Origin of the sequence: Phytopseudomonas straminea (assembly GCF_900112645.1) — a bacterium.
Taxonomy (GTDB): Bacteria; Pseudomonadota; Gammaproteobacteria; order Pseudomonadales; family Pseudomonadaceae; genus Aquipseudomonas; species Aquipseudomonas straminea.
Window position 1 is genome coordinate 40,327 of sequence record NZ_FOMO01000013.1, and the last position, 25,333, is coordinate 65,659.

Below are 25,333 nucleotides of genomic sequence, written 5' to 3' on the forward strand. Positions count from 1 at the left end.
TATGTACTGGCCGCTGACGTTGGTGGGGGCGCTGGCCGGCTTCGCCCTGGCGAGCATTCCCGGTCTGCTGCTTGGTGGCTTGCTTGGCCAGGTTCTGGATCGCCGCCTGGGCTTGCGTGGCTGGAAAACACTAGGCGAGCGACTGGTCGGCAAGCCCGCGGTCGCTGACGGTAACCTGCTGTTCGTCATGCTCGGTCGTCTGGCCAAGAGCGATGGTGTGGTGCAGCAGACGCACATCCGCCAGGCCCGCGCCGAGATGCAGCGCCTGGCGTTGAGCGAGGTCGGAAGGGTGGCGGCCATCGAAGCCTTCTCGCGGGGCAAGACCGGGCAGGACAACCTGCGTGGCCCGCTGCTGCGGCGCCGTGGCGAGGCACAGGAACTGCTGCGTGCCTGCTGGCGCATGGCCTGGGCCGACGGCAAGGTGGGCCAGGCCGAACGCGAGCTGATCCTGCTATGGGGCAAGTGGCTGGGGGTCGCCGTCGAAGCGCAAGAGGCATTCAGCGACGCCTATTCACCGCGCCGTGGTCCGCCGGCCGCGGCTGCGGACAGCTATCAGCAGGCCCTGCGCCTGCTCGGTGTGTCGGCTGACAGCGAGGTGCAGCAGATCAAGAAGGCTTATCGACGCCTGCTCAGTCGTCACCATCCCGACAAGCTGGCGGGCAGCGGTGCGGCGCCGGAAAAGGTGCGCGAGGCCACGGAAGCGACCCGCGAACTGCACAACGCCTATGCGCTGATCCGCCAGCGCCGCGGCTTCCGCTAAGCGTCTCGGCGGCTACTTGGCGCCGCCGGCATGCTTGTCCAGCCAGCCACGCAGGCGACGGAACAGCTGCTCCTGAGCGACATCCGGGTTGCCTGGCATGGCGTCCAGGGCAATCTGTACCAGTTCAGGCTGTTTTTGCCGTTGACTGAGCTGCTTGCGCCCCAGGGCGGCCTGCCGCGCGGCTGCCGTATCGCGGTAATAGAAGTCGCCGACCTTGGCAGTGAGCTGCCCCAGCAGATCATTGAACGGCGCGTCGAAACCCTCCGGCTGACTCACATCGACCAGCACCAGATGGCGTACATTGGCGGGTTTGCGCTCGGCGATATAGCGCGCCGCCCAGTAGGCGCCGCTGCCGTGGCCGAGCAGCACCACGACCTTGGCCTGCTGCTGACTGGCGAAAGCGATGCCAGCATCGATACGGGCGAATACTCGCTCGACGTGTGCGGTGCGGGCCGCTTCGGCGTCAGGCGGTGGTGCTTGTGTGGCTGGCTCCGGCGCAGCGGGTTCCGGCGCCTTTTCGGCAGCGGGCTCGGTAGCTTTGCTGTCACCGCTGGCCGGTGCCTCTGGTTTACGCACCGGCAGATTGGCGCCCTGCGGATCTGGCAGGGTCAGGCTCAGGCTGTGCCAGCCGGCGTCCGGAATTTTGCGTCGCAGTGGACCGACGGTCGGCGGCGCGTCGGCGCTTTCATCGTCGCCTGGCACGAGAATCACCGCGCCCATGGGCGCCGGGTCGTTGGCGGGTCGCCAGAGGGCGAGAAAGGTGGTGCCGGCAGCGTCGAGCTGCTGCTGTTCGCTGGCTGCCAACTGGCGTTCCAGGGCCGATGCTTCCAGATCGCTGCGCTCGGCCAGCGGCGCGCGCTGCTCGGGCTTGGCCGCGTTCTTGTCTGCGGCATCGGCAGGTGGGCTTTGTTCGGCGTGCGCTGCCAGGGCGCTGGCCAGCAGGGTCAGAAACAGGGCGTAGCGGGGTAGGTGGCGAAGGCGCGTCATGGCAAGGCCTGGAAGTATTCGATGCAAGGCAGCCTAATCACTTGTCGTGGATTTGTCAGATCCTGATGGTGCTTAATGCGGCCAGTGCCGTCCCGTGTTCAGCATGGTGGCTTCCGATTCGTTTCTGGTGTTCGTGCATGATCCTGCGTTGGCTGTTTCTTCTGATCCTGAGCATCCCCGCCACGCTGTGGGCGGATGAGCCGCCAGTGGCACCGGCGAGGATCTTCGACGCCGCCCAGCAGCAGTGGCTCGCCGCCAACCCGGTGCTGCGTGCAGGCGTGGTGTTACAGCCGCCCTATGCTCAGCTCGACCGCCGCCTGCATCGTTTGACCGGCGCCAACGTGGAGATCGTCAACACCCTGGCCGCGCAGATGGGCACGCAGGTGCGCTGGCGCACCTTCCAGACGCCTGAGGAACTGGAGCAGGCGCTGCGTAGCGATCAGATCGACCTGGCTTCGGGACTCAGCCAGACACCAGCCGGCCTGCGCCACTGGCTGTTTTCCGACCCTTTTTTGCGCGTTTCGAACCTGGTGATCGGCGAGCGCGATGGCGGCGGCGCGGTCGATCTGGAGCAGCTCGACGGCCGCGCGCCGGTCGCCCTGAAAGGCTCCGATGCTGTGCTCGACTACCTGCGCAGCAACTACCCAAGGCTCAAGCTGGACGTCACCGCCACGCCACGCCAGGCGCTGCAGCGGGTGGTCAATCAGCAGGCCAGCTATGCGGTGCTCGACGAAGCCCAGCTGGGCCGGCTGTCCCGCGAGCCTGAGTTCCTCGGCTTGGCCATCGTCGGTGATATCGGCTTTCCGCAGCTGCTGCGCGTGGCAACTCGGCGCGATAGGCCGGAGCTGGCAGGCATCGTTGATGTCGCCTTACGCAGCGTTTCGGCGCGGGAGCTGGATGACTTGCACAATCGCTGGCTGCCGCCCAGCTACCTGCAGCAGGAAAGCTCGGCGAGTTTCTGGCGGGCGAGCAGTCTGTTGCTTGGCCTGCTGCTGGTGTTTGCCCTGCTTCTGGCGTGGTGGCTGCGGCGCCAGCGCGACACCCTGGAGTTTCGCCTGCTGGCCGCGCGCCATGAGGTGGAGCTGCGCGAGATTGCCCGCGACGCCTTGCGCCTGTCGCAGTTCTCCATCGACAACAGCACGGTCGGCATCCTCTGGGTCAACTGGGACAGCCACGTGCGCTACGCCAACCAGGCTGCGGAGGCAATGCTCGGCTACCGCAGCGGCGCGCTGGTGGACCGACCGCTGAGCGATTTCGAGCCGGGCATGAGCATGGACCGCTGGCTCGAATTGTGGCGCCTGGCACGTAAAGGGGAAGAGCGTCCTCCGAGTTTCGAGACCGAATGCCTGCGCGCCGATGGCAGCCGTCTGCCGGTCGACGTGTCGCTGAGCTTTTTGCAGTACCGCGATACCGAGTACCTGGTGGTGTTCATCACCGATGTCACCGATCGCCGCCGCGCCCTGGCCGCGCTGCAGGAGAGCGAGGCGCGTCTGCAGGGCATTGCCGCCAACGTGCCGGGCGTGGTGTTTCGCCTGGAACGGGCGCGGCCCGGTGATCCGGCGCTGTTCGCTTTTATCGGCGAAGGCAGCGAGAGCCTGGTTGGCTATCGTGCGGCGACCCTGCTGGCGCCCGATCACGGCCTGCGCAGCCTCGTGCACCCGGACGACAAGGCCGACTACCACCGCGTGCAGGATGAGGCCTTCGACAGCGACAGCGACTGGCACTGGCAGGGCCGCATGCTTACCCACACAGGGGATTCGCGCTGGGTCGATATCAAGGCCATGGCCCGGTGCCTGGCCGATGGTCGGGTGATCTGGGACGGGGTGGTCTGGGACATCAGCGATAACAAGCGCAATGAACTGGCGCTGGCCGAATCCCAGGCGCGCCTGCGCGATCTGTCCGCGCACCTGGAAAGCGTGCGCGAGGAAGAGAAGGCGCGCATCGCCCGCGAGGTGCACGACGAGCTGGGTCAGGTGCTCACCGTGCTCAAGCTGGAAACCTCAATGTGCGAGCTGGGCTTCGCCGACCTCGACCCCGGTCTGCGCGAGCGGCTGGACAACATGAAGAAGCTGATCGCCAACCTGTTCCAGCTGGTGCGTGATGTGGCCACCGCGCTGCGCCCGCCGATTCTGGATGCCGGTATCGCCTCGGCCATCGAATGGCAGGCGCGGCGTTTCGAAGCGCGCACGCAGATCCCGTGCCTGGTCGAGGTGCCTGAACACGTGCCGCCGCTGAGCGACGCCAAGGCCACCGGGCTGTTCCGCATTCTTCAGGAGTCGCTGACCAACGTCATGCGCCACGCCCAGGCGCACACGGTGACGGTGCGTCTGGAGCTGCAGGGCGACAGCCTGTGCCTGTCGATCAGCGACGATGGCCGGGGTTTCGACCCGGCCAGCGTGCGCGCCGACTCCTTCGGCCTGGTCGGCATGCGCGAGCGTGTGCTGATGCTCGGCGGACAATTGAACCTCGACAGCCGGCCTGGCGAAGGTACTCTGTTGCGCGTGCGGGTGCCGCTGAGCGAGTGCGACCCGATGATCGAACAGAGGCCAAACGCGTGATCCGAGTACTGGTAGCCGAAGACCACACCATCGTCCGCGAGGGCATCAAGCAGTTGATCGGCATGGCCCGCGACCTGCAGGTAGTCGGCGAGGCGAGCAACGGCGAGCAGTTGCTGGAAACCCTGCGGCAGACGCCCTGCGAAGTGGTGCTGCTGGATATCTCCATGCCCGGCGTCAATGGCCTGGAGGCGATTCCGCGGATTCGTGCGCTGAGTCAGCCGCCGGCGATTCTGGTCTTGTCGATGCATGATGAAGCGCAGATGGCCGCCCGCGCCCTGAAGATCGGCGCGGCCGGTTATGCCACCAAGGACAGTGACCCTGCGTTGCTGCTCACCGCCATCCGCAAGGTTGCCGGCGGCGGGCGCTACATCGACCCGGAACTGGCCGACCGCATGGTCTTCGAGGTCGGCCTGACCGACTCTCGGCCGCCCCACGCGCTGCTCTCCGAGCGCGAGTTTTCGGTGTTCGAGCGTCTGGTGCAGGGCGAGGGCGTCAACGAGATCGCCGCCCATTTGGCACTCAGCAGCAAGACCATCAGCACCCACAAGGCGCGTCTGATGCAGAAGCTCAATCTGCATTCGGTGGCCGATCTGGTGCGCTACGCGGTCGAGCACAAGCTGATCTGAGCACGCCGCATATCCATTCGCGACATGCTCTGCTGCGCGGCACTGCATGCTGCCGTCACCGGAGCGCCGATACTTACCCAATCGCGACATCGCTGTAGGGATTGCCCTACAAGCGCCTTTCCGCCTGCCTTATAGCAAAGTGTCAGCACGCCCGATTTCCAGGTTCTAACGCCGGTTCTAGTCTTGGGGCACGGTAGAACAACAGGCAGGTGCGGTGATGGGCGACACTTCTTCGAGCGACATCCTGGTCAGCTTTCGTGGCGTGCAGAAGAGCTACGACGGCGAGAACCTGATCGTCAAAGATCTCAATCTGGATATTCGCAAGGGCGAGTTCCTGACCCTGCTCGGGCCGTCCGGCTCCGGCAAGACCACCAGCCTGATGATGCTGGCCGGCTTCGAGACGCCCACCGCCGGTGAGATCACCCTGGCCGGCAAGCGCCTGAACAACGTGCCACCGCACAAGCGCGACATCGGCATGGTGTTCCAGAACTACGCCCTGTTCCCGCACATGACGGTGGCCGAGAACCTGGCCTTCCCGCTCAGCGTGCGCGGCATGAGCAAGGCCGACGTCGGCGAGAAGGTCAAACGCTCCCTGTCCATGGTGCAGCTGGACGCCTTCGCCGGCCGTTACCCGGCGCAGCTCTCCGGTGGCCAGCAGCAGCGTGTAGCCCTGGCTCGCGCCCTGGTGTTCGAACCGCAGCTGGTGCTGATGGACGAGCCGCTCGGCGCGCTCGACAAGCAACTGCGCGAGCACATGCAGATGGAGATCAAGCACATCCACCAGCGCTTGGGCGTGACCGTGGTCTATGTGACCCACGACCAGAGCGAAGCGCTGACCATGTCCGACCGCGTCGCCGTGTTCCACCAGGGCGAGATTCAGCAGATCGCCCCGCCGCGCGAGCTCTACGAGTCGCCGCGCAACACCTTCGTGGCGCAGTTCATCGGCGAGAACAACCGCTTCGCCGGCGAACTGGTCGAGCGTACGGGCGACACCTGCACCGTACAGCTGGGCCGGGGCGAGAAGGTCCAGGCCCTGGCCGTCAACGTCGGCCAACCGGGTGATGCCGTGAGCCTGTCGATCCGCCCGGAGCGCATTCGCCTCAATACCGCCGCCGAGGGCTGCGACAACCGCTTCTCCGGCCGCGTATCGGAATTCATCTACCTGGGCGACCACGTACGCGTGCGCCTGGAGGTTTGCGGCAAGACCGACTTCTTCGTCAAACAGCCGATTGCCGAGCTCGATCCCGGGCTTGCGGTCGGTGATGTGATCCCGCTCGGCTGGCAGGTCGAGCACGTTCGCGCCCTCGATCCGCTCTCGGCGGAATGATCGGCGTTTTGCGCTTTACCACAGCACTTGGAGCCAACATAAAAATGTCGAAGATATTCTCCCTTTCCGCGCTGACACTGGGCCTGGTCTGCGCTGCACAGGTTCACGCTGCAGACCTCACCGTCATCAACTTCGGTGGCGCCAACAAGGATGCCCAGGTCAAGGCCTACTACCAGCCGTGGGAAGCGGCCGGTAACGGCAAGATCATCGCCGGCGAGTACAACGGTGAGATGGCCAAGGTCAAAGCCATGGTCGACACCAACAGCGTGTCTTGGGACCTGGTCGAGGTCGAGTCCCCCGAACTGGCCCGTGGTTGCGACGAAGACCTGTTCGAAGAGATCGACTACGCGGTAGTCGGCGACAAGAAGGCCCTGGTGCCGGGCGCGGCGTCGATGTGCGGCGTCGGCTTCTTCGTCTGGTCGACCGTCATGGCCTACAACGCCGACAAGCTGAGCACCGCGCCGACCAGCTGGGCGGATTTCTGGGACGTGAAGAAATTCCCGGGCAAGCGCGGCCTGCGCAAGGGCGCCAAGTACACCCTCGAATTCGCCCTGATGGCCGACGGCGTCAAGCCTGCAGACGTCTACAAGGTACTGGCGAGCAAGGACGGCCAGGAGCGCGCGTTCAAGAAACTCGACGAGCTCAAGCCTTACATCCAGTGGTGGGAAGCCGGCGCCCAGCCGCCGCAGTACCTCGCTTCCGGTGACGTGGTCATGAGCTCGGCCTACAACGGCCGCATCGCCGCCACCCAGAAAGAAGGCAGCAGCCTGAAAGTGGTATGGGACGGTGGCATCTACGACTTCGACGCCTGGGCCATCCCGAAGGGCGCGAAGAACAAGGACGAGGCTATGAAATTCATCGCCTACACCCTGCAGGCGGAAAACCAGAAGACCTATTCGGAAAACATCGCCTACGGCCCGGTGAATCCAAAAGCTGTCGACCTGCTCGACGCCAAGGTCGCCGCCGACCTGCCGACCGCTCCGCAGAACATCGCCAACCAGGTGGCCATGGACGTGACCTTCTGGGCCGACTTCGGCGAAGTGCTGGAGCAGCGTTTCAACGCCTGGGCCGCCAAGTAACGGCGCGCAGCGGGGCAGGGCGTGAGCGCCTTGCCCCTTCGCTTCACGGAGCGCTGGCGTATCGGCGCTCCGGCTTTACCCCCGAATTCTTATTGGCTTCACCGGAGTTATCCCCATGGCCCTAGCAGTGCCCAATGCCGAGGTCGCCGGCCCTACGCTCAAGCAGCGGCTGGCGCGCGCCGAGCGGATGAATCGCCTGAAATCCCAGGCCCTGATCCTGCCGTTGGTGCTGTTTCTCGTCTTCACCTTTCTGGTGCCGATCGTGGCGCTGCTCAACCGCAGCGTGGATAACCCGGACGTGGTCGGCTCGCTGCCGCGCACCGTCGAAGCCATCGACAGCTGGGACGGCCGCGGCCTGCCCGAAGAGCCGGTCTACAAGGCGCTGGCCCTGGACCTGGCCGACGCCCGCGAACAACAGAAGCTGGGCGATCTGTCCAAGCGCCTGAACATGGAGCTGGCCGGCTATCGCAGCCTGCTGGCCAAGACCGGCCGCTCGCTGCCGTTCGAAGCCGAGCCTGCTTCCTACAAGGATGCGCTGGAATCCTTCGACGAGCGCTGGGGCGACCCTGCCTACTGGCAGGTGATTCGCCGCAACAGCAGCTCGTGGACGTCCTACTACCTGCTCGCTGCGCTGGATCATCGCGTCGACGACTCCGGCGCCGTGGTCAAGACCACCCCGGACCAGGCCATCTATCTCGACATCTTCGCCCGCACCTTCTGGATGGGCGCGGTGATCACCGCCATCTGCCTGGCGCTGGCCTATCCGCTGGCGTATCTCTTGGCCAACCTGCCGACCCGCCAGGGCAACCTGCTGATGATCATGGTGCTGCTGCCGTTCTGGACGTCGATCCTGGTGCGCGTGGCGGCGTGGATCGTGCTGCTGCAGTCCGGCGGGCTGATCAACACGGCGCTGATCAAGCTGGGGCTGATCGACCAGCCGCTGGAGCTGGTGTTCAACCGCGCCGGGGTGTACATCTCCATGGTGCACATCATGCTGCCGTTCATGATCCTGCCGATCTACAGCGTCATGAAAGGCATTTCGCCGACCTACATGCGCGCCGCGATTTCCCTGGGCTGTCACCCGTTCGCCAGCTTCTGGCGGGTGTACTTCCCGCAGACCCTGGCCGGTGTCGGCGCCGGTTGCCTGCTGGTGTTCATCCTGTCCATCGGCTACTACATCACGCCTGCGCTGCTCGGCAGCCCGAGCGACCAGATGGTCAGCTACTTCGTCGCCTTCTACACCAACACCACCATCAACTGGGGCATGGCCACCGCGCTGGGCGGCTTGCTGCTGGTCGCCACGCTGCTGCTCTACGTGGTGTACAGCTGGTTGGTGGGTGCGGGTCGGTTGCGTCTGGGTTAACGAGCGGAGATTAGAAAATGCTGAGTCCTTATATGTCTCCCGTTGAGCGCGCCTGGTACTACGGTTTGCGCTTGCTCTGCGGCCTGGTGCTGTTGTTCCTGGTGCTGCCGATCCTGGTCATCGTGCCGCTGTCGTTCAACTCCGGCACCTTTCTGATCTACCCGATGCAAGGGTTCTCGATGCGCTGGTACGAGGACTTCTTCGGCTCGGCCGGCTGGATGCGTGCGCTGAAGAACAGCATGATCATTGCCCCGGCAGCGACCGTGCTGGCGATGATTCTCGGCACCCTGGCGGCCATCGGCCTGACCCGCTCGGAGTTTCGCGGCAAGGCGCTGGTGATGAGCCTGCTGATCTCGCCCATGGTGGTGCCGGTGGTCATCGTCGGCGTTGCCAGCTATCTGTTCTTCGCACCGCTGGGCCTGGCCAACGGTTACCTGTCGCTGATCGTGGTGCACGCGGTACTGGGCGTGCCCTTCGTGATCATCACCGTGTCGGCGACCCTGCAGGGCTTCAACTACAACCTAGTACGCGCGGCGGCCAGCCTCGGCGCCTCGCCGATCACTGCGTTCCGCCGGGTGACCCTGCCACTGATCGCACCGGGCGTGATCTCCGGCGCGCTGTTCGCCTTCGCCACGTCGTTCGATGAGGTGGTGGTCACCCTGTTCCTCGCCGGCCCCGAGCAGGTCACCCTGCCACGGCAGATGTTCAGCGGTATCCGCGAGAACCTCAGCCCGACCATCGCCGCCGCGGCGACCCTGCTAATCGGCTTCTCGATTCTGCTGCTGCTGACCCTGGAATGGCTGCGCGGGCGCAGCGAGAAGATGCGCACCCAGGTCAGCGAATAAGCGTTTTCGCGGCGTAGCCGTAGCCGCCGCAGCCCTTTGGGTTGCGGCGGTTTTTTTATGCCGCCGTTTTCGCTCGCGCCCTGGCGGGTTTTCATGCCTGTCGTCGTCTGCGAGTACACTGCCAGGTCTTCCGCCCGTACCTGGAAAGCCCGATGGATTTCGACGACCCCAGTTTTCGCGAGTTGCTCGACGCGCTGCACGACGGCGTCTACATCACCGACGCCGACGGCATCACCCTCAAGGTCAATGGTGCCTACGAGCGGTTGACCGGTCTGCGCAGCGAGGATGTGGTCGGCCAGCACATGCAGGCGCTGGTGGAGCAGGGCGTGATCTCCCAGTCGGTGTCCCTGCGGGTGCTCAAGGAGGGTCGCGCCCTGTCGCTGATGCAGAGCGTCAGCCAGGGCAAGCGCCTGCTGGTCAGTGGCACGCCGATTCTCGATACGGCCGGCCGCGTGCGTTATGTGGTCAGCACGGTGCGCGACATGACCGAACTGCTGCGCATCAAGCACGAACGCGATGAACTGCAGCAGCTCAAGCAGTTGCGCAACAGCACCGCGAAGCTGCACGCCGGCCAGCGTGACGATTTGCTCGATGCCTCGCCGGTGGCCAACCTGCCGGCTTCCGGGCGCCTGTTCGCCCAGGCCCGGCAGGTGGCCGCCAGCGACGTGAAGGTGCTGCTGCAAGGCGAAACCGGCGTCGGCAAGACGCTGATCGCCCAGTACATCCACAAGCGCAGCCCGCGCGCGGCCCAGCCGTTCCTGGCACTCAACTGCGGTGCGTTGCCGGAGAACCTGATCGAGGCCGAGCTGTTCGGCTACGTGGCGGGTGCCTTCACCGGCGCCGGCAGCAAGGGCAAGCGCGGGCTGCTCGAGCTGGCCCATCAGGGCACGGTGTTTCTCGACGAGATCGGCGACCTGCCGCTGGCCCTGCAGGTCAAGCTGCTCAAGGTGATCGAGGAGAGCCGCTTCATCCCGGTGGGCGGCCTGGAGCTCAAGGAAGTGGACGTGCGCATCATCACCGCCACTCACCATGACCTGCGTCAGATGGTCGCCGAAGGGCACTTTCGCGCCGACCTTTATTACCGCCTCAACGTCGTGCCGATCCATATTCCCGCGCTGCGCGAGCGACCGGAGGAGATTCAGCCACTGCTCGATTTCTACCTGGCCGAATTCAACGCTCGTTACGGGCGGGAACTGGCCTGGGGGCTGGAAGCCCTGGATGCGCTCACCGATTACGCCTGGCCCGGCAACATCCGCGAGCTGATCAACCTGGTCGAGCGGCTGGTGGTGACCTGTACCGGCGAGGCCGTGGAGCTGTTCGACCTGCCCGAGGAAATGCGCGCCCTGCCGGCGAGCCCCAGGGAAGGCAGCCTGCCGCTGCGCAAGCAGGTCGAGCAGCTCGAACGGCGGCTGATCCGCGATGCGCTGGTGCAGCACAAGACCACCCGTGAAGCCGCCAGGGCGCTTGGCTTGAGCCAGGCGACGCTGGTGCAGAAGATGAAGCGCTGGGAGCAAGGCTGATTGGAAAATGGATCAAATGGCGGTGATTTGATCCATTTTCTGATCGAAAGCCACCGCCGCTAACCTGTGACATATCGACGCAACCCTTCTACGGCGAGGGTTTCGCGAGGCTGGCACAGGAATCGCTATGACAGGCCCGAACCCGTCCGCAAGACAACGCACAAAAAGGGCCTGATGATGACTATTTCCGCCTTCAAGATCGCCAATAAGCTGCTCACCGGGCAGGGCGCCGTCGAGCAACTGGCGCACGAACTGCCCCGCCTGAACATCGCCAACCCGCTAATCGTCACCGACGCCATCCTGATCAAGTCGGGCACCGTGGACCACGTGCTCAAGCAGCTCGGCGAGCGTGCTTACGGCATTTTCGACGGTGTGGAGCCGGAGCCCGAAATTGCCATCGTCGAGGCCTGCGCCAAGGTGTACCGCGACGGCGGCCATGACGGCCTGATCGGCGTCGGCGGTGGCAGCGCCATCGACATCGCCAAGGCGGTGGCCGGTTACGTCGGTCATGACGGCGCGCTGGAAGAGCTGTTCGGCATCGATCAGGTCAAGCGCAAGGGCCCGCCGCTGATCGCCATCCCGACCACCGCCGGCACCGGCTCGGAAGTGACCAACGTATCGATCCTGTCGGACAAGAAGGCGCAGCTTAAAAAAGGCATCGTCAGCGACTACCTGCTGCCCGATGTGGCCCTGGTCAGCCCGGTGATGACCCTGACCTGCCCGCGCAGCGTGACGGCCGCCAGCGGCGTCGATGCCCTGGTGCACGCGGTGGAATCGTACCTGTCGGTGCATGCCTCGCCGATCACCGATGCCCTGGCCATCGGCGCCATCAGGCGGATCGCCAAGGCGCTGCCCAAAGCCTACGCCAACCCGGCCGACATCAAGGCACGCGAAGACATGGCCACCGCCAGCTTGATGGCCGGCATGGCCTTCGGCAACGCCGGTGTCGGCGCCGTGCATGCGCTCGCTTACCCGCTAGGTGGGCGCTTCAACATCGCCCATGGGGTCAGCAACGCCTTGCTGCTGCCCTACGTGATGGCCTGGAACAAACTGGCCTGCGTCGAGCGCATGGCCGAGATTGCCAGCGCTCTGGGCGTGCAAACGCACGGCCTGAGCGACAAGGCCGCCGCCGACCTGGCCGTCGAGGCCATGGCCGAGCTGTGTGCCAGCGTCGACATTCCCAAGGGTATGCGCAGCTTCAACGTGCCCGAGGACGCCATCCCGGCCATGGCCGAGGAGGCCAGCAAGATCGACCGCCTGATGCGCAACAACCCGCGGCGCCTGACCGCCGGTGATATCGAGCAGATCTACCGCGCCGCCTACTGACCCATCCGCTGCACCTGATGAAAGCGCCCCGGTTCCGTCGGGGCGTGCTGGTTTACGACCGATACTAATAACACTAGGTAAATCCACGATGTCCGAGCTGCATCAACAAGCCCCGGAAGCGCCTTACACGCCCCTGGGGCCATTCAAGCTGCGCCTGCCTTTCATCCACTACCGCTTTGAGATCTCCGACTACATGCAGGGCCTGCTCATGTGTGCGGTGGATCTGGCGGCGATCCCGCTGATGACCGAGTTCCTCGGCATGCCCTTCGAGGTGGCGCTGGCGGTGGTCATGCTCAACGGCCTGCTGTACCTGGTGCACCACCTGCTCGGCGACCCGGTGGTGCCAGGCTGGATCACCCCGGCCATCCCCATGCTCATGGCCTATTGCGCCCAGTTCCCGGAGGGCCCTGAGCGGGTGCATGCGCTGATCGCCTTCCAGCTGATGCTGGGGGTATTTTCCATCGGCCTGGGCATGACCGGCATGGCGCGCAAGGTGGTGTCGCTGGTGCCCTCGGCCCTCAAGGCGGGGATCATCATGGGCGCCGGCCTCAGCGCGGTGGTCACCGTGTTCAAGGAAGGCGGTCGTTTCGATGCCTTTCCCTGGACCATTTCCATTGCTATCGGCGTGGCCTTCTACCTGGTGTTCTCCATGCACTTCCAGGCGCTGAAGAAGCGCAGCCGCTTCTGGTGGAATTTCGCCAAGCTGGGCATCTTCCCGATCATTCTCCTGGCAGTGATCGTCGCGCCGATCTTTGGCGAGGCGCCGTGGCCGAACATCGAGTGGGGCATCAGCAAGCCGGACTTCGTCACCCTGTGGCAGGAATACACCGTGTTCGGCCTCGGCATGCCGCCGTTGATGATGTTTCTCACCGCCCTGCCCACGGTGTTGGCCGCCTATCTGGTGGTGTTCGGCGACGTGCTCAGCAACAAGGCGATCCTCGAGGAAGGCGGCAAGGTGCGCACCGACGAGAAGATCGACTTCAACCCCAATCGTTCGCACCTGATCTTCGGCGGGCGTAATGCCTTCATGAGCGTGTTCGGCCCTGACGTGGCCATGTGCGGGCCGCAGTGGGCGGCCATGCAGGTGGTGATCACCGAACGCTTCAAGGGTGGCCCCAAGGCGATGAAGTCTATCTACGGCGGAGTCGGCTCGTTCCGCTGGGGCACCAACACCGGCCTGCTGCTGTTGCCGGTGGTCACTCTGGTGCAGCCGATTCTCGGCGTGGCGCTGGCGCTGACCCTGCTGATCCAGGGTTACGTCAGCGTGCGCCTGGGCATCATGGAGGCGCGCAGCCAGCGTGACCTGGGTATCGCCGGGGTGATAGGCGCGGTATTGGCGATCAAGGGCGCCGCCTGGGCGTTCGCCATCGGCCTGGGCCTGTGCGTACTGATCTACGGCACGCGTTTCTTCCGCGGCGAGAACGACCAGACCTTCAGCAAGGATCTGCCGCCGGCAGAGTGACCGCTTTCCCTCTCATCATTACCGCCAGGGCATCAGGCCCTGGCCGGAGGAGTCAATCATGCAACTCAACGATCCCGATCTGCTGCGTCACCAGGCCTATGTCGACGGCCAGTGGTGCAATGCCGCCGATGGCCGTGCCACGGAAATCTTCAACCCGGCCAATGGCCAATCCCTGGGCCTGGTACCCAATCTGGGCGCCGAGGAAACCCGCCGCGCCATCGAGGCCGCCCAGGCGGCGCAGCCAGCCTGGCACGCGCTGACCGCCAAGGAGCGCGCCGCGCGCCTGCGCACATGGTACGAACTGATGCTCGCCAATCAGGACGACCTGGCGCAGATCATGACCGCCGAGCAGGGCAAGCCGCTGGCCGAAGCGCGGGGTGAAGTGCTGTACGCCGCTTCGTTCATCGAGTGGTTCGCCGAGGAAGCCAAACGCGTCTATGGCGACACCATTCCGGGCCATCAAGCTGACAAGCGGTTGATCGTCACCAAGGAGCCGATCGGTGTGGCTGCGGCGATCACCCCGTGGAATTTTCCGGCGGCGATGATCACCCGCAAGGCCGGGCCGGCCCTCGCTGCCGGCTGCGCCATGGTGCTCAAACCGGCGCCGCAGACGCCGTTCAGCGCCCTGGCGCTGGCCGTGCTGGCCGAGCGCGCCGGCATTCCGGCCGGCCTGTTCAGCGTGCTGCCGGCCGATGCCGAGCGCTCCCGCGAAGTGGGCGGTGAGCTGTGCGCCAACCCCATCGTGCGCAAGCTGTCGTTCACCGGCTCCACCGGTGTCGGCATCAAGCTGATGGAGCAGTGCGCGCCGACCCTGAAGAAGCTGTCTCTGGAACTGGGCGGTAATGCGCCATTCATCGTCTTCGACGATGCCGACCTGGACGCTGCGGTCGAGGGCGCCATGGTCGCCAAGTACCGCAACGCCGGGCAGACCTGCGTGTGCGCCAACCGTCTCTACGTGCAGGACGGCGTGTACGATGACTTCGCCGAGAAGCTCGCGGCGGCGGTGGCAAAACTCAAGGTCGGGTCGGGCACCGAGGCCGGCGTGACCACTGGCCCGCTGATCGACGCCAACGCCGTGGCCAAGGTGCAGAGCCATCTGGCCGATGCGCTGGAGAAGGGCGCCAGGGTGCTGCAGGGCGGTCAGGCGCTGGGCGGCAATTTCTTCGCACCCACCGTGCTGGCCGACGTGACTAGCGCCATGCGCGTGGCCCGCGAGGAGACCTTCGGCCCGCTGGCGCCGCTGTTCCGCTTCAGCGACGAAGCTGAAGTGGTGCGCCAGGCCAACGATACCGAGTTCGGCCTGGCCGGCTATTTCTACACCCGCGACCTGGCCCGCGCCTTCCGTGTCGGCGAGGCGCTGGAGTACGGCATGATCGGCATCAACACCGGGCTGATCTCCAATGAGGTGGCGCCGTTCGGCGGCATCAAGGCGTCCGGCCTGGGGCGTGAAGGCTCCAAGTACGGGTTGGACGAGTACCTGGAGATCAAGTACCTCTGCCTGGGTATCTGAGGCGCCGGTACAGGCTATGGGACGTGCTTTAGCCGCGACTGGCTGTGAAACTCGCCGCTAGGGCGCCCTCCACGTAGGACAGGTAGCCCGGGTCGAACGCTGCGACACGCGGGGTCGACCTGGGTATCGCTGCGCTCAACCGCAGGATACTGGCCGCCTTTCTCGGGAGTAGGCCAAGCTTTTATTTCTGGCACCGGAGAGAACGGTACGACCATCGGCCACGCTGGCAGCCATTCGCTCAGCGAGTACAATGCGCGCCACCGTGACCCAGCACTCAGAGGTGCGCCATGCAACCCTTCGCCATCGCCCCGTCGATCCTTTCCGCCGACTTCGCCCGCCTGGGTGAGGAAGTGGACAACGTACTCGCCGCCGGGGCGGACATCGTGCATTTCGATGTCATGGACAACCATTACGTGCCCAACCTGACCATCGGCCCGATGGTCTGCTCGGCGCTGCGCAAGTACGGCATCACTGCGCCCATCGACGCGCACCTGATGGTCAAGCCGGTGGATCGCATCATCGGCGACTTCATCGAGGCCGGCGCCTCGTACATCACCTTTCACCCGGAAGCCAGCGAGCACGTCGACCGCAGCCTGCAGTTGATCAAGGCCGGTGGCGCCAAGGCCGGCCTGGTATTCAACCCGGCCACCCCGCTGGACGTGCTCAAGTACGTGATGGACAAGGTCGACATGATCCTGCTGATGAGCGTCAACCCCGGCTTCGGCGGGCAGAAGTTCATCCCCGGCACCCTCGACAAGCTGCGTGAAGCCCGCGCGCTGATCGACGCCAGCGGTCGCGAGATCCGCCTGGAAATCGACGGCGGCGTGAACGTGCAGAACATCCGCGAGATCGCCGAAGCGGGCGCCGACACCTTCGTCGCCGGCTCGGCGATCTTCAACCAGCCGGACTACAAGGCGGTGATCGACGCCATGCGCGCCGAACTGGCCCAGGTGCGTAGATGAAACCGCTGCGCGCGCTGTGCGCCGGTGAGCTGCCGCGCCTGGTGATGTTCGATCTGGACGGCACCCTGGTCGACTCGGTACCGGACCTGGCCACGGCCGTCGACCGCATGCTGGTCGAACTGGGCCGCGAGCCTGCCGGTGTCGAGCGCGTGCGCCAGTGGGTCGGCAATGGCGCCCGTGTGCTGGTGCGCCGCGCCCTGGCCGGTGGCCTGGATCATTCTGCGGTGGGTGAGGCTGAAAGCGACGAGGCGCTGGCGCGCTTTCTCGATATCTATGCCGACTGCCACGAGCTGATCACCCTGTATCCGGGTGTGCACGAACTGCTCGAAGCCCTGAGTACCGCCGCCGTCGAACTGGCGGTGGTCACCAACAAGCCGGAGCGTTTCGTCGCGCCGCTGCTGGAGCAGGTCGGCCTCGGTGGTTATTTCCGCTGGATCATCGGCGGCGATACCCTGCCGCAGCAGAAGCCCGATCCGGCTGCCTTGCTGCAGGTGATGCGCCTGGCCGGGGTGACGGCCGCGCAATCGCTGTTCGTCGGCGATTCGCGCAGCGACGTACTCGCCGCTCGCGCCGCCGGTGTGCCCTGCGTGGCGGTCAGCTACGGCTATAACCACGGTCGACCGATCGCCGAAGAAGAGCCGCAGTTGGTGGTCGATAGCATGGCCGAGCTGCTGTAGCGGCAATCGGTTGCTTGCGTCGAGCGGCTGCGCTACCTTGGCCGCTCGTTGTTTCCCCCTCTTCGAGATGCTCCCGTGGCGGTCACCTGCAAACTCTGGATGAAAGTCATCAAGGCCCTGGCCCGTTGGCGCTGGCGCGCCTGACATTCCCTGCCGCTGCGCGCGGCCCGTTTGCACCCGACCGATTTCTCATGCCACGAGGCTGATCATGATCCACGAAGAATTCCTGCGTTTAGCCGCCGAAGGCTACAACCGCATTCCGCTCGCCTGCGAAACCATCGCCGACTTCGACACCCCGCTGTCGATCTACCTGAAGCTCGCCGACGCGCCCAACTCCTACCTGCTCGAATCGGTGCAGGGCGGTGAGAAATGGGGCCGGTACTCGATCATTGGCCTGCCGGCGCGCACCGTGCTGCGCGTGCACGGTCACGAGGTGGTGATCACCACCGACGGCGTCGAAGTCGAGCGTCACCAATGTGCCGACCCGCTGGCCTTCGTCGAGGATTTCAAGGCCCGTTACCGGGTGCCGAGCATCGCCGGCTTGCCGCGCTTCAATGGCGGCCTGGTCGGTTACTTCGCCTATGACAGCGTGCGTTACGTCGAGCCCAAGCTGGCCGCCGGGGTGAACCCCGACGCGCTGGGCACCCCGGACATCCTGCTCAACGTCTCCGATGCCGTGGTGGTGTTCGATAACCTGGCCGGCAAGATGCACGCCATCGTCCTGGCCGACCCCGCCGAAGCCGATGCGTTCGCCCGTGGCCAGCAGCAGTTGCAGGACATCCTGCACAAGCTGCGTCAGCCGTTCACGCCGCGCCTGGGCGTGGATCTGAACAAGCCGGCGGGTGCGGAGCCGGCGTTCCGTTCCAGCTTCAGCCGCGAGGATTACGAGCGCTCGGTGGATGCCATCAAGGATTACATCCTGGCCGGCGACTGCATGCAGGTGGTGATTTCCCAGCGCATGTCGATCCCTTTCAAGGCCGCGCCGATTGACCTGTACCGCGCGCTGCGCTGCATCAACCCGACGCCGTACATGTACTTCTTCAACTTCGGCGATTTCCACGTGGTCGGCTCGTCGCCGGAAGTGCTAGTGCGTGTCGAGGACAACCTGGTCACCGTGCGGCCCATAGCCGGCACCCGCCCCCGTGGCGCCACCGAGGAGCAGGACCTGGCGCTGGAACAGGATCTGCTGGCCGATGCCAAGGAAGTCGCCGAGCACCTGATGCTCATCGATCTGGGCCGCAACGACACCGGCCGCGTCTCGGAAATCGGCTCGGTGAAGCTGACCGAGAAGATGGTCATCGAGCGTTATTCCAACGTCATGCACATCGTCTCCAACGTCACTGGTGAGCTGAAGCAAGGGCTGACCTCGATGGACGCCCTGCGCGCCATCCTGCCGGCCGGCACCCTGTCCGGCGCGCCGAAGATTCGCGCCATGGAAATCATCGACGAGCTGGAACCGGTCAAGCGCGGCGTTTACGGTGGCGCGGTCGGTTACTACGCTTGGAACGGCAACATGGACACCGCCATCGCCATCCGCACCGCAGTGATCAAGGACGGCGAGTTGCACGTCCAGGCCGGTGCCGGCATCGTTGCCGACTCGGTGCCTGCACTGGAATGGGAAGAAACCCTCAACAAGCGCCGCGCGATGTTCAAGGCCGTGGCCTTGGCGGAGCAGGGCTCGCTCTGATCCGAGCGAAAAACAAGAAGGGCAGCCTAGGCTGCCCTTCTTGTTTTCGACTTCCTCAGTATCGCTGCGCTCAGCGCCAGGCTACTTCGGACGCAGTTCGTAGGGCGGACTCAGGAGCGAAGCGAACAGTCCGCCAAACCATGCCGATCCTGGCAAAAGGGCAACGGCGTACTGCTTCGCGAGTACGCCCTACCGCGCTACATCCTGTGGAAGCGCGCCATGCGCGCGAAATCACGGGCATGGCCCGTTCCCACGGGTGTAGCCTGGGTGGAGCGTAGCGATACCCGGGGCCGATCTCAGCCTTCGAGTTTGGCCAGCGCCGCGCCGGCGTCCAGATAGGCGCCGGCCTGTTCACGGATACGCAGGGTGCCATCCGCCGGGGCGGTGACCTGGGTTTCCATCTTCATGGCTTCCATCACCGCAATCACCTCACCGGCTTTGACCTGGGCGCCGTCCTCGACCAGCCAGGCGTGCAGGTTGCCGGAGATCGGCGCGCTGACCAGGCCTTCTCCGGCAGCCGGCGCAGCGGCTTGAGGCGTTGGCTGAGTGTTACCGTCCAATGGCGCCAGACCTTGCAGCAGGGCGCTCGGCAGGCCCAGTTCGTGGCGCTTGCCGTCGATCTCGATGAAGGTACGTAGCACCGCCTCGCCGGCCACCGGCAAGGTACGCGGTGCCAGGGTGATCTGCTCGGCGAAGTCGGTTTCGATCCAGCGCGTGTGTACGGCGAAGTGCCCGCCGGTGAAATCGTCGTGATCCATCACCGCGCGGTGGAAGGGCAGCACCGAGGCGATGCCGTCGATCTGGAACTCGGCCAGGGCGCGGCGCGCGCGGGCGATGGCCTGCTCGCGGGTGGCGCCGGTGACGATCAGCTTGGCCATCATCGAGTCGAATGTGCCAGGCACGCTGGAGCCGCTTTCCACGCCACTGTCCAGGCGCACGCCCGGGCCGCTCGGGGAGCGGAATTCGCTGATCTTGCCCGGGGTGGGCAGAAAGCCCTTGCCGGCATCCTCGGCGTTGATGCGGAATTCGAAGCTGTGGCCGCGCGGAGTCGGCGTTTCAGTGAACGACAGTGGCAGGCCGTCGGCGACGCGCAGCTGTTCGATCACCAGGTCGACGCCCGCGGTTTCCTCGGTTACCGGATGCTCGACCTGCAGGCGGGTGTTCACTTCCAGGAACGACAGGGTGCCGTCGGCGCTGAGCAGGTATTCCACGGTGCCGGCGCCAACGTAGCCGGCCTTGGCGCAGATATCGTGGGCGGACTGATGAATGCGCTGGCGCTGCTCATCGGTGATGAAAGGTGCTGGCGCTTCCTCCACCAGCTTCTGGTTGCGGCGTTGCAGCGAGCAGTCGCGGGTGCCGACCACCACCACGTTGCCTTGGCTATCGGCGATCACCTGGGCTTCGATATGGCGCGGGCGGTCGAGGAACTGCTCGACGAAGCACTCGCCGCGGCCGAAGGCGGCCTCGGCTTCACGCACCGCCGAGGCATACAGCTCGGCCACTTCGTCCATGCGCCAGGCGACCTTCATGCCGCGCCCACCGCCGCCGAACGCGGCCTTGATGGCGATCGGTAGGCCGTGCTGCTCGGCGAAGGCCAGCACTTCGGCGGCGCTCTGCACCGGGCCGGGGGTGCCGGCAACCAGGGGCGCGCCGACCTGCTGGGCGAGTTTGCGTGCCTCGACTTTGTCGCCGAGCACGTCGATGGTTTCCGGGTTCGGGCCGATCCAGATCAGCCCGGCGTCTTGCACGGCACGAGCGAAGTCGGCGCGCTCGGAGAGAAAACCGTAGCCGGGGTGCACGGCATCGGCGCCTGCGCGCTTGGCGATGGCCAGCAGCTTGCCGATGTTCAGGTAGGTGTCGGCCGGGCGCTCGCCGTCCAGCCCATAGGCTTCGTCGGCGTGGCGCACGTGCAGGGCATCGATATCGGCATTGGCGTACACGGCCACGGAGGCCACGCCGTGGTCGCGGCAGGCGCGGGCGATGCGCACGGCGATTTCACCGCGGTTGGCGATCAGGACTTTTTTCATGGTTGGTTCTTCGCATCGGCAGTAGGAAAGGAGGCGTCGGGCTCGAGCTCGACGAACGCCTCGATCGGGTTGAAGCGGATCTGCGCGTTGATGGGGATTTGCCCGGCAAGATCCAGGTGGTGGCTGGCCACGGCGGCGATCACCGGATAGCCGCCGGTCAGCGGGTGGTCGGCGAGGAACAGCACCGGCTGGCCGCTGGCGGGCACCTGGATGGCACCCAGTGAGGTGCCTTCGCTGGGCAACTCGGCAGGGTTGCAACGCTCCAGCGGCACCTCGCCCTCGAGGCGAATGCCGACCCGGTTGGATTGCGGCGTGACGCGCCATAGCTGGCTGCTCAGGCGTTCGATGGCCGCCGGGGTGAACCAGTCGCTGCGCGGGCCCATGACCACATCCAGGGTGATGATGTCCTTGGCGGTGGGCAGCTCGAAAGCCGGGCCTTCGCTCGTCGATACGCTGCTACCGGCGCTGATTGTCTCGAAACCCAGCCGGTCGCCGGCCTTGAGCGGCGGCGGGCCGACCTGGGCCAGGCTGTCGTAGGACAAACTGCCCAGCACCGGCGCCACCTGAAAGCCGCCGCGAATCGCCAGGTAACTGCGCAGCCCGGCCTGGGGCGCGCCGAGGCTGACGCGGTCGCCGTCATCCAGTTCGATGGGCTGGTAATTGCCGGGCTGCCACTGCAGGCCGCTGGCGGTGGTCACGGTGACGGGCGTCTGCGCACCGCTGACGGCGATGAGCGTGCGGCCGTGGCAGACGAAGCTCAGGCCGCCGAGCACCACTTCCAGGCAGGAACAGGCCGAGTCGTTGCCCACTGCGCGGTTGGCGGCGCGCAGGGCACCACGATCCAGCGCGCCGGACATCGACACGCCCTGGTCGGTATGGCCGGCGCGACCGAGGTCCTGCAGCACCGTTTGCAGGCCGGGGCTGAGGATTTCCAGATAAGCGCCGGTTGGCGTTTCACCGGCAGTTGGCTGCTCGTGCGTTGGCAAACCACCAGCCGGCAGTGGGCCGGCATCCTGGAAGCGCACCTTGTAGCCGGGGCGCAGCAGGGCCGGCTCGTCGCGGCCCAAATCCCACATCTGTAGCGGCGTGACGCCGATGATCTGCCAGCCACCGGGGCTGGCCTTGGGGTAGATACCGCTGAAATTGCCGGCCAGGGCCACGGCGCCGGCTGGAATGCGCGTGCGCGGAGTCTGCCGGCGCGGCACCTGGAAGTCGGCGCCGCCGGCCAGGTAGCCGAAGCCGGGGGCGAAGCCGCAGAAGGCCACTTCGTAATCGGCGCTGGTGTGGCGGCACACCACTTCTTCACGGCTGATGCCGAGCAGCCCGGCGACCTCATCGAGGTCCTCGCCGTTGTAGTGCACGGGGATTTTCACGCGGCGGCTCTCGCGGGCGCTGCGCTGGCTCAGGTCGCGGCGGGCGAGATCGTCGATCAACGCCTGGCGGTCGACGGCGCTGGGCCGATACTGGATCAGCAGGGTACGGGCCGCCGGGACGATTTCCTCGACCCCGGCGATAGGCTCGGCCTGCAGCGCGTCGAACAGCGCCAGGGTTTCGTCGAGATCCTGCAGCTCGACGAGCAGCGTATCGAGGTTGGCTGGGAGAAAACGCACGGGCTTGTCCTATACGTGGTACGTGCTGTCAGGCACGTCGGTGATGAACATATGGCCTGGCGAATGGGTGATCGCGAACGGCACGCCGGAGGCCATGACTGCCGCCTGGGGCGTCACGCCGCAGGCCCAGAACACCGGTACTTCGCCGGGCTCGATGCGCACCGCGTCGCCGAAATCCGGCGCCTGCAGATCGGCGATGCCCAGGCGTTGCGGCTCGCCGATATGCACCGGAGCGCCATGTACCGAGGGATAGCGCCCGGAAATGCCGGCTGCCTCGGCGACGCGATCCGCCGGGATCGGCCGCATCGACACCACCATCTCGCCATGCAGGCGCCCAGCCGGGCGGCAGGCGCGGTTGGTGCGGTACATCGGTACGTTGCAGCCGTCGGCAATGTGCCGCACTTCGATGCCGGCTTCCTGCAGGCCGGTCTCGAAGGTGAAGCTGCAGCCGATCAGGAAGGTCACCATGTCGGTGTGTTCCGCCCAGGCGGCGGTGGCGTCGCTGACTTCCTCGGCTAGCTTGCCATCACGCCAGATGCGGTACAGCGGCAGGTCGGTGCGCAGGTCGGCGCCCTCGGCCAGTACCGTGTGCGGGCTGCCGGCGTCGCTCACGTCGAGCACCGGGCAGGCCTTGGGGTTGCGCTGGGCGTAGAGCAGAAAGTCATAGGCCCAGTCGCGGGGCAGGGCGATAAGGTTGGCCTGGGTCATGCCCGGCGCGATACCGGCCGTAGGCGCGACGCGGCCGTTGCGGTACTCGGCGCGGGCCTGGCGGGCGGCGGCAATGGCGGCCAGCTGGGCGCGTTGGATGGCGTTCATCGGGCGGCTCCGGCGAAAGCTTGCAGGGATACGCCGGACTGCTCCAGCAACTGACGCACCTCGCGGGCCATCTGGATGGCGCCGGGGCTGTCGCCGTGCACGCAGATGGAGTCGGCTTCGATGCGGGTGACGCTGCCGTCGATGGCTTCGACCTCGCCGGTCTGTACCAGGCGCAGCATGCGCTGGGCCACCTGTTCGGCGTCGTGCAGCACGGCGCCCACTTCGCGGCGCGACACCAGGGTGCCTTGCGGCGTGTAGGCGCGGTCGGCGAAGGCTTCGGCGATGCAGGTCAGGCCTTCGCGGCGGGCCAGCTCGATGAGCGGCGAACCAGCCAGGGCGACCATCACCAGGCGTGCATCGACGGCGCGAATCGCCTCGATCACCGCCAGGGCCTGGCGCGTGTCGTGGGCGATGGTGTTGTAGAGCGCGCCGTGGGGCTTCACGTAGCGCACCGTGGTGCCGGCGGCAGTGGCCAGGGCCTGCAGGGCGCCGATCTGGTAGATCACGTCGGCGGTCAGCTCGTCGCTGGCGATATCCATATTGCGGCGGCCAAAGCCGACCAGGTCCGGGTAGGCGACATGGGCGCCGATGGTCACGCCCTTGGCCGCAGCGGCCTTGAGGGTACGCAGGATGCCGGCCGGGTCGCCAGCGTGGAAACCGCAGGCGACGTTGGCGCTGGTGACGATGTCGAGCATCGCGGCATCGTCGCCCATGGACCATTGGCCGAAGCTCTCGCCCAGGTCGCTGTTGAGGTCGATGGAAGGCATGTCGTTCTCTCCTTACAGGTTCACGAAGGCCAGGATCGGGCCGACCGATTTGGCCGCCATGTACCAGGTCAGCAGGCAGGTCAGGGCGCCGAGGGCCAGCAGCCAGCGTGGGTAGTGGTAGCCCCCCATCAGGTCGCTGCGGCGCCAGCCCACGTAAACGAAAATGCTCAGGCCGATGGGAAGGATCAGGCCGTTGAAACCGCCGGCGAACAGCAGCAGCGCTGCCGGTGCGGTGCCCAGTGCGACATAGATGGCCAGGGACACGGCGATGAACGCCACGGTGGCGATGTTGCGGCCGCGCTCGCTGATGCCGGGCATGAAGGCGGTGATGAACGACATCGAGGTATAGGCGGCGCCGATCACGCTGGTGATGGCAGCGGCCCAGAGCACCAGGCCGAAGGTGCGCAGACCCAGCTCGCCTGCGGCGGCCTGGAACGCCTGGGCGGCCGGGTTGGCGCCTTTGCCGGAGATGTCGATGACCACACCGCTGGCCGCCACACCGAGAATGGCCAGGAACAGTACGTAGCGCATCAGACCGGTTACCGCGATGCCGCTCAGCGCCGCCTTGGTGACTTCCTTGATGTGCTCTTCGCCGACCAGGCCGCGATCCAGCAGGCGATGAGCGCCGGCGTAGGTGATGTAGCCGCCGACGGTGCCGCCGACGATGGTGGTGATGATCGCGAAGTTGATCTCGTCCGGCCACACGGTCTGGCGCAGCGCGTCGCCCAGAGGCGGGTTGGAGGCGATGGCGACGAACAGGGTAAGCAGGATCATCAGCACGCCCAGCACCACGATCAGCCGGTCGACGGCGATGCCAGCGCGTTTGGACAGGAAGATACCGATGGCCACCAGGGCGCTGAGTGCGCCGCCCCATTTCGGATCCAGGCCCATCAGGGCGTTCAGGCCCAGGCCAGCGCCGGCGATGTTGCCGACGTTGAATACCAGCCCACCGAAGATCACCAGCACCGCCAGCAGATAACCGCTGCCGGGAATTGCCGCGTTGGCGATGTCCGATGCGCGCATGCGGGTCAGGGTGACGATGCGCCAGACGTTCAGCTGCACCACGAAGTCAATGAGGATCGACGCCAGGATGCCGAAGGCGAAGGCCGCGCCCATGGTCGCCGTGAAGGTGGCGGTCTGGGTGATGAAGCCGGGGCCGATGGCCGAGGTGGCCATCAGGAAGATGGCTGCGATCAATGATGAGCGGCGTGAACGGGCGAAATCGGCGGTAGTCTGGGCCTGCATGGAACACTCCTGGGCGAAGTAACGGGTGCAGGGTGTAAGGCAATGGGCATGCCACATTGCGAGAAAGCAGCGTGATCTGTTGATTCTAGATAGATTTATTGTTCAACAATAAGATTTGAATTGAGGGTCTATTTGCACTGTTTTGTTACTTCGATACCCAGCGCTGATTCACCATGGTG

The 25,333-nt window shown here is 65.7% G+C and carries 20 protein-coding genes; 14 read left to right on the plus strand and 6 right to left on the minus strand.

Translation table 11 applies throughout. From position 1 onward, the window contains the following. Nucleotide 1 precedes the first annotated feature (1 nt). On the plus strand, nt 2-760 hold the full coding sequence (locus tag BM279_RS21600) for a DnaJ domain-containing protein (RefSeq protein WP_093507244.1): 759 nt from the start codon (nt 2-4) through the stop codon (nt 758-760). 12 nt (nt 761-772) lie between these two features. Here BM279_RS21600 and BM279_RS21605 read toward each other — a convergent pair whose 3' ends face one another. Next, a complete protein-coding gene (locus BM279_RS21605) occupies nt 773-1,747 on the minus strand; it encodes an alpha/beta hydrolase family protein (RefSeq protein WP_093507246.1) in 975 nt (324 codons plus the stop codon). Between the two features lie 137 nt (nt 1,748-1,884). Here BM279_RS21605 and BM279_RS21610 point away from each other — a divergent pair, with 137 nt between their 5' ends. The 13 genes from BM279_RS21610 to trpE all read left to right on the plus strand — a co-directional run bounded on the left by BM279_RS21610 (nt 1,885) and on the right by trpE (nt 18,689). Continuing rightward, the gene (locus BM279_RS21610) at nt 1,885-4,305 is read left to right on the plus strand and encodes a PAS domain-containing sensor histidine kinase (protein WP_093507248.1); all 2,421 of its coding nucleotides are present in this window, start codon (nt 1,885-1,887) and stop codon (nt 4,303-4,305) included. Further along, the gene (locus BM279_RS21615) at nt 4,302-4,931 is read left to right on the plus strand and encodes a response regulator (protein WP_093507250.1); all 630 of its coding nucleotides are present in this window, start codon (nt 4,302-4,304) and stop codon (nt 4,929-4,931) included. The genes BM279_RS21610 and BM279_RS21615 overlap by 4 nt, the downstream gene beginning before the upstream one ends. Before the next feature lie 217 nt (nt 4,932-5,148). After that, entirely contained in the window at nt 5,149-6,258 is a 1,110-nt protein-coding gene (locus tag BM279_RS21620; protein ID WP_093507252.1) for an ABC transporter ATP-binding protein, read from the plus strand. Between the two features lie 44 nt (nt 6,259-6,302). Next, a complete protein-coding gene (locus BM279_RS21625; RefSeq protein ID WP_093507254.1) occupies nt 6,303-7,337 on the plus strand; it encodes an ABC transporter substrate-binding protein in 1,035 nt (344 codons plus the stop codon). A gap of 115 nt (nt 7,338-7,452) precedes the next feature. After that, the gene (locus tag BM279_RS21630) at nt 7,453-8,700 is read left to right on the plus strand and encodes an ABC transporter permease (RefSeq protein WP_093507256.1); all 1,248 of its coding nucleotides are present in this window, start codon (nt 7,453-7,455) and stop codon (nt 8,698-8,700) included. Between the two features lie 17 nt (nt 8,701-8,717). Beyond that, nucleotides 8,718-9,545 carry an ABC transporter permease gene (locus BM279_RS21635; protein ID WP_075933866.1) on the plus strand — a complete coding sequence of 276 codons (828 nt, stop codon included), beginning with the start codon at nt 8,718-8,720 and terminating at the stop codon, nt 9,543-9,545. Nucleotides 9,546-9,697: 152 nt separating this feature from the next. Next, nucleotides 9,698-11,065 (plus strand): sigma-54 interaction domain-containing protein, encoded by a 1,368-nt coding sequence (locus tag BM279_RS21640; RefSeq protein ID WP_093507258.1) that lies wholly within the window; start codon nt 9,698-9,700, stop codon nt 11,063-11,065. A gap of 177 nt (nt 11,066-11,242) precedes the next feature. After that, nucleotides 11,243-12,391 (plus strand): iron-containing alcohol dehydrogenase, encoded by a 1,149-nt coding sequence (locus tag BM279_RS21645; protein ID WP_093507350.1) that lies wholly within the window; start codon nt 11,243-11,245, stop codon nt 12,389-12,391. Between the two features lie 88 nt (nt 12,392-12,479). Beyond that, nucleotides 12,480-13,853 (plus strand): hypothetical protein, encoded by a 1,374-nt coding sequence (locus BM279_RS21650; protein WP_093507260.1) that lies wholly within the window; start codon nt 12,480-12,482, stop codon nt 13,851-13,853. 58 nt (nt 13,854-13,911) lie between these two features. Further along, the gene (gene gabD, locus BM279_RS21655; protein ID WP_093507262.1) at nt 13,912-15,363 is read left to right on the plus strand and encodes an NADP-dependent succinate-semialdehyde dehydrogenase; all 1,452 of its coding nucleotides are present in this window, start codon (nt 13,912-13,914) and stop codon (nt 15,361-15,363) included. Between the two features lie 287 nt (nt 15,364-15,650). After that, nucleotides 15,651-16,325: a ribulose-phosphate 3-epimerase gene (rpe, locus tag BM279_RS21660; RefSeq protein ID WP_093507264.1), complete on the plus strand. Its 675-nt coding sequence runs from the start codon at nt 15,651-15,653 to the stop codon at nt 16,323-16,325. Next, nucleotides 16,322-17,002, plus strand: a complete 681-nt coding sequence (locus BM279_RS21665; protein WP_093507266.1) for a phosphoglycolate phosphatase — start codon at nt 16,322-16,324, stop codon at nt 17,000-17,002. The genes rpe and BM279_RS21665 overlap by 4 nt, the downstream gene beginning before the upstream one ends. Nucleotides 17,003-17,210: 208 nt before the next feature. Further along, nucleotides 17,211-18,689 (plus strand): anthranilate synthase component I, encoded by a 1,479-nt coding sequence (trpE, locus tag BM279_RS21670; RefSeq protein WP_093507268.1) that lies wholly within the window; start codon nt 17,211-17,213, stop codon nt 18,687-18,689. Between the two features lie 296 nt (nt 18,690-18,985). Here trpE and BM279_RS21675 read toward each other — a convergent pair whose 3' ends face one another. From BM279_RS21675 to BM279_RS21695, 5 genes are read right to left on the minus strand one after another with little or no spacing between them, the layout of a single operon-like run. Further along, a complete protein-coding gene (locus BM279_RS21675; protein WP_093507270.1) occupies nt 18,986-20,716 on the minus strand; it encodes an acetyl/propionyl/methylcrotonyl-CoA carboxylase subunit alpha in 1,731 nt (576 codons plus the stop codon). Further along, nucleotides 20,713-22,326 carry a 5-oxoprolinase subunit B/C family protein gene (locus tag BM279_RS21680; protein ID WP_093507272.1) on the minus strand — a complete coding sequence of 538 codons (1,614 nt, stop codon included), beginning with the start codon at nt 22,324-22,326 and terminating at the stop codon, nt 20,713-20,715. Before BM279_RS21680 ends, BM279_RS21675 begins: the two co-directional genes overlap by 4 nt. A gap of 9 nt (nt 22,327-22,335) precedes the next feature. Beyond that, a complete protein-coding gene (locus BM279_RS21685) occupies nt 22,336-23,142 on the minus strand; it encodes a putative hydro-lyase (protein WP_093507274.1) in 807 nt (268 codons plus the stop codon). After that, nucleotides 23,139-23,909 (minus strand): LamB/YcsF family protein, encoded by a 771-nt coding sequence (locus tag BM279_RS21690; RefSeq protein WP_093507276.1) that lies wholly within the window; start codon nt 23,907-23,909, stop codon nt 23,139-23,141. Before BM279_RS21690 ends, BM279_RS21685 begins: the two co-directional genes overlap by 4 nt. Nucleotides 23,910-23,921: 12 nt before the next feature. After that, nucleotides 23,922-25,154, minus strand: coding sequence for an NRAMP family divalent metal transporter (locus BM279_RS21695; protein ID WP_093507279.1), 1,233 nt, complete (start codon nt 25,152-25,154; stop codon nt 23,922-23,924). Nucleotides 25,155-25,333 lie beyond the last annotated feature (179 nt).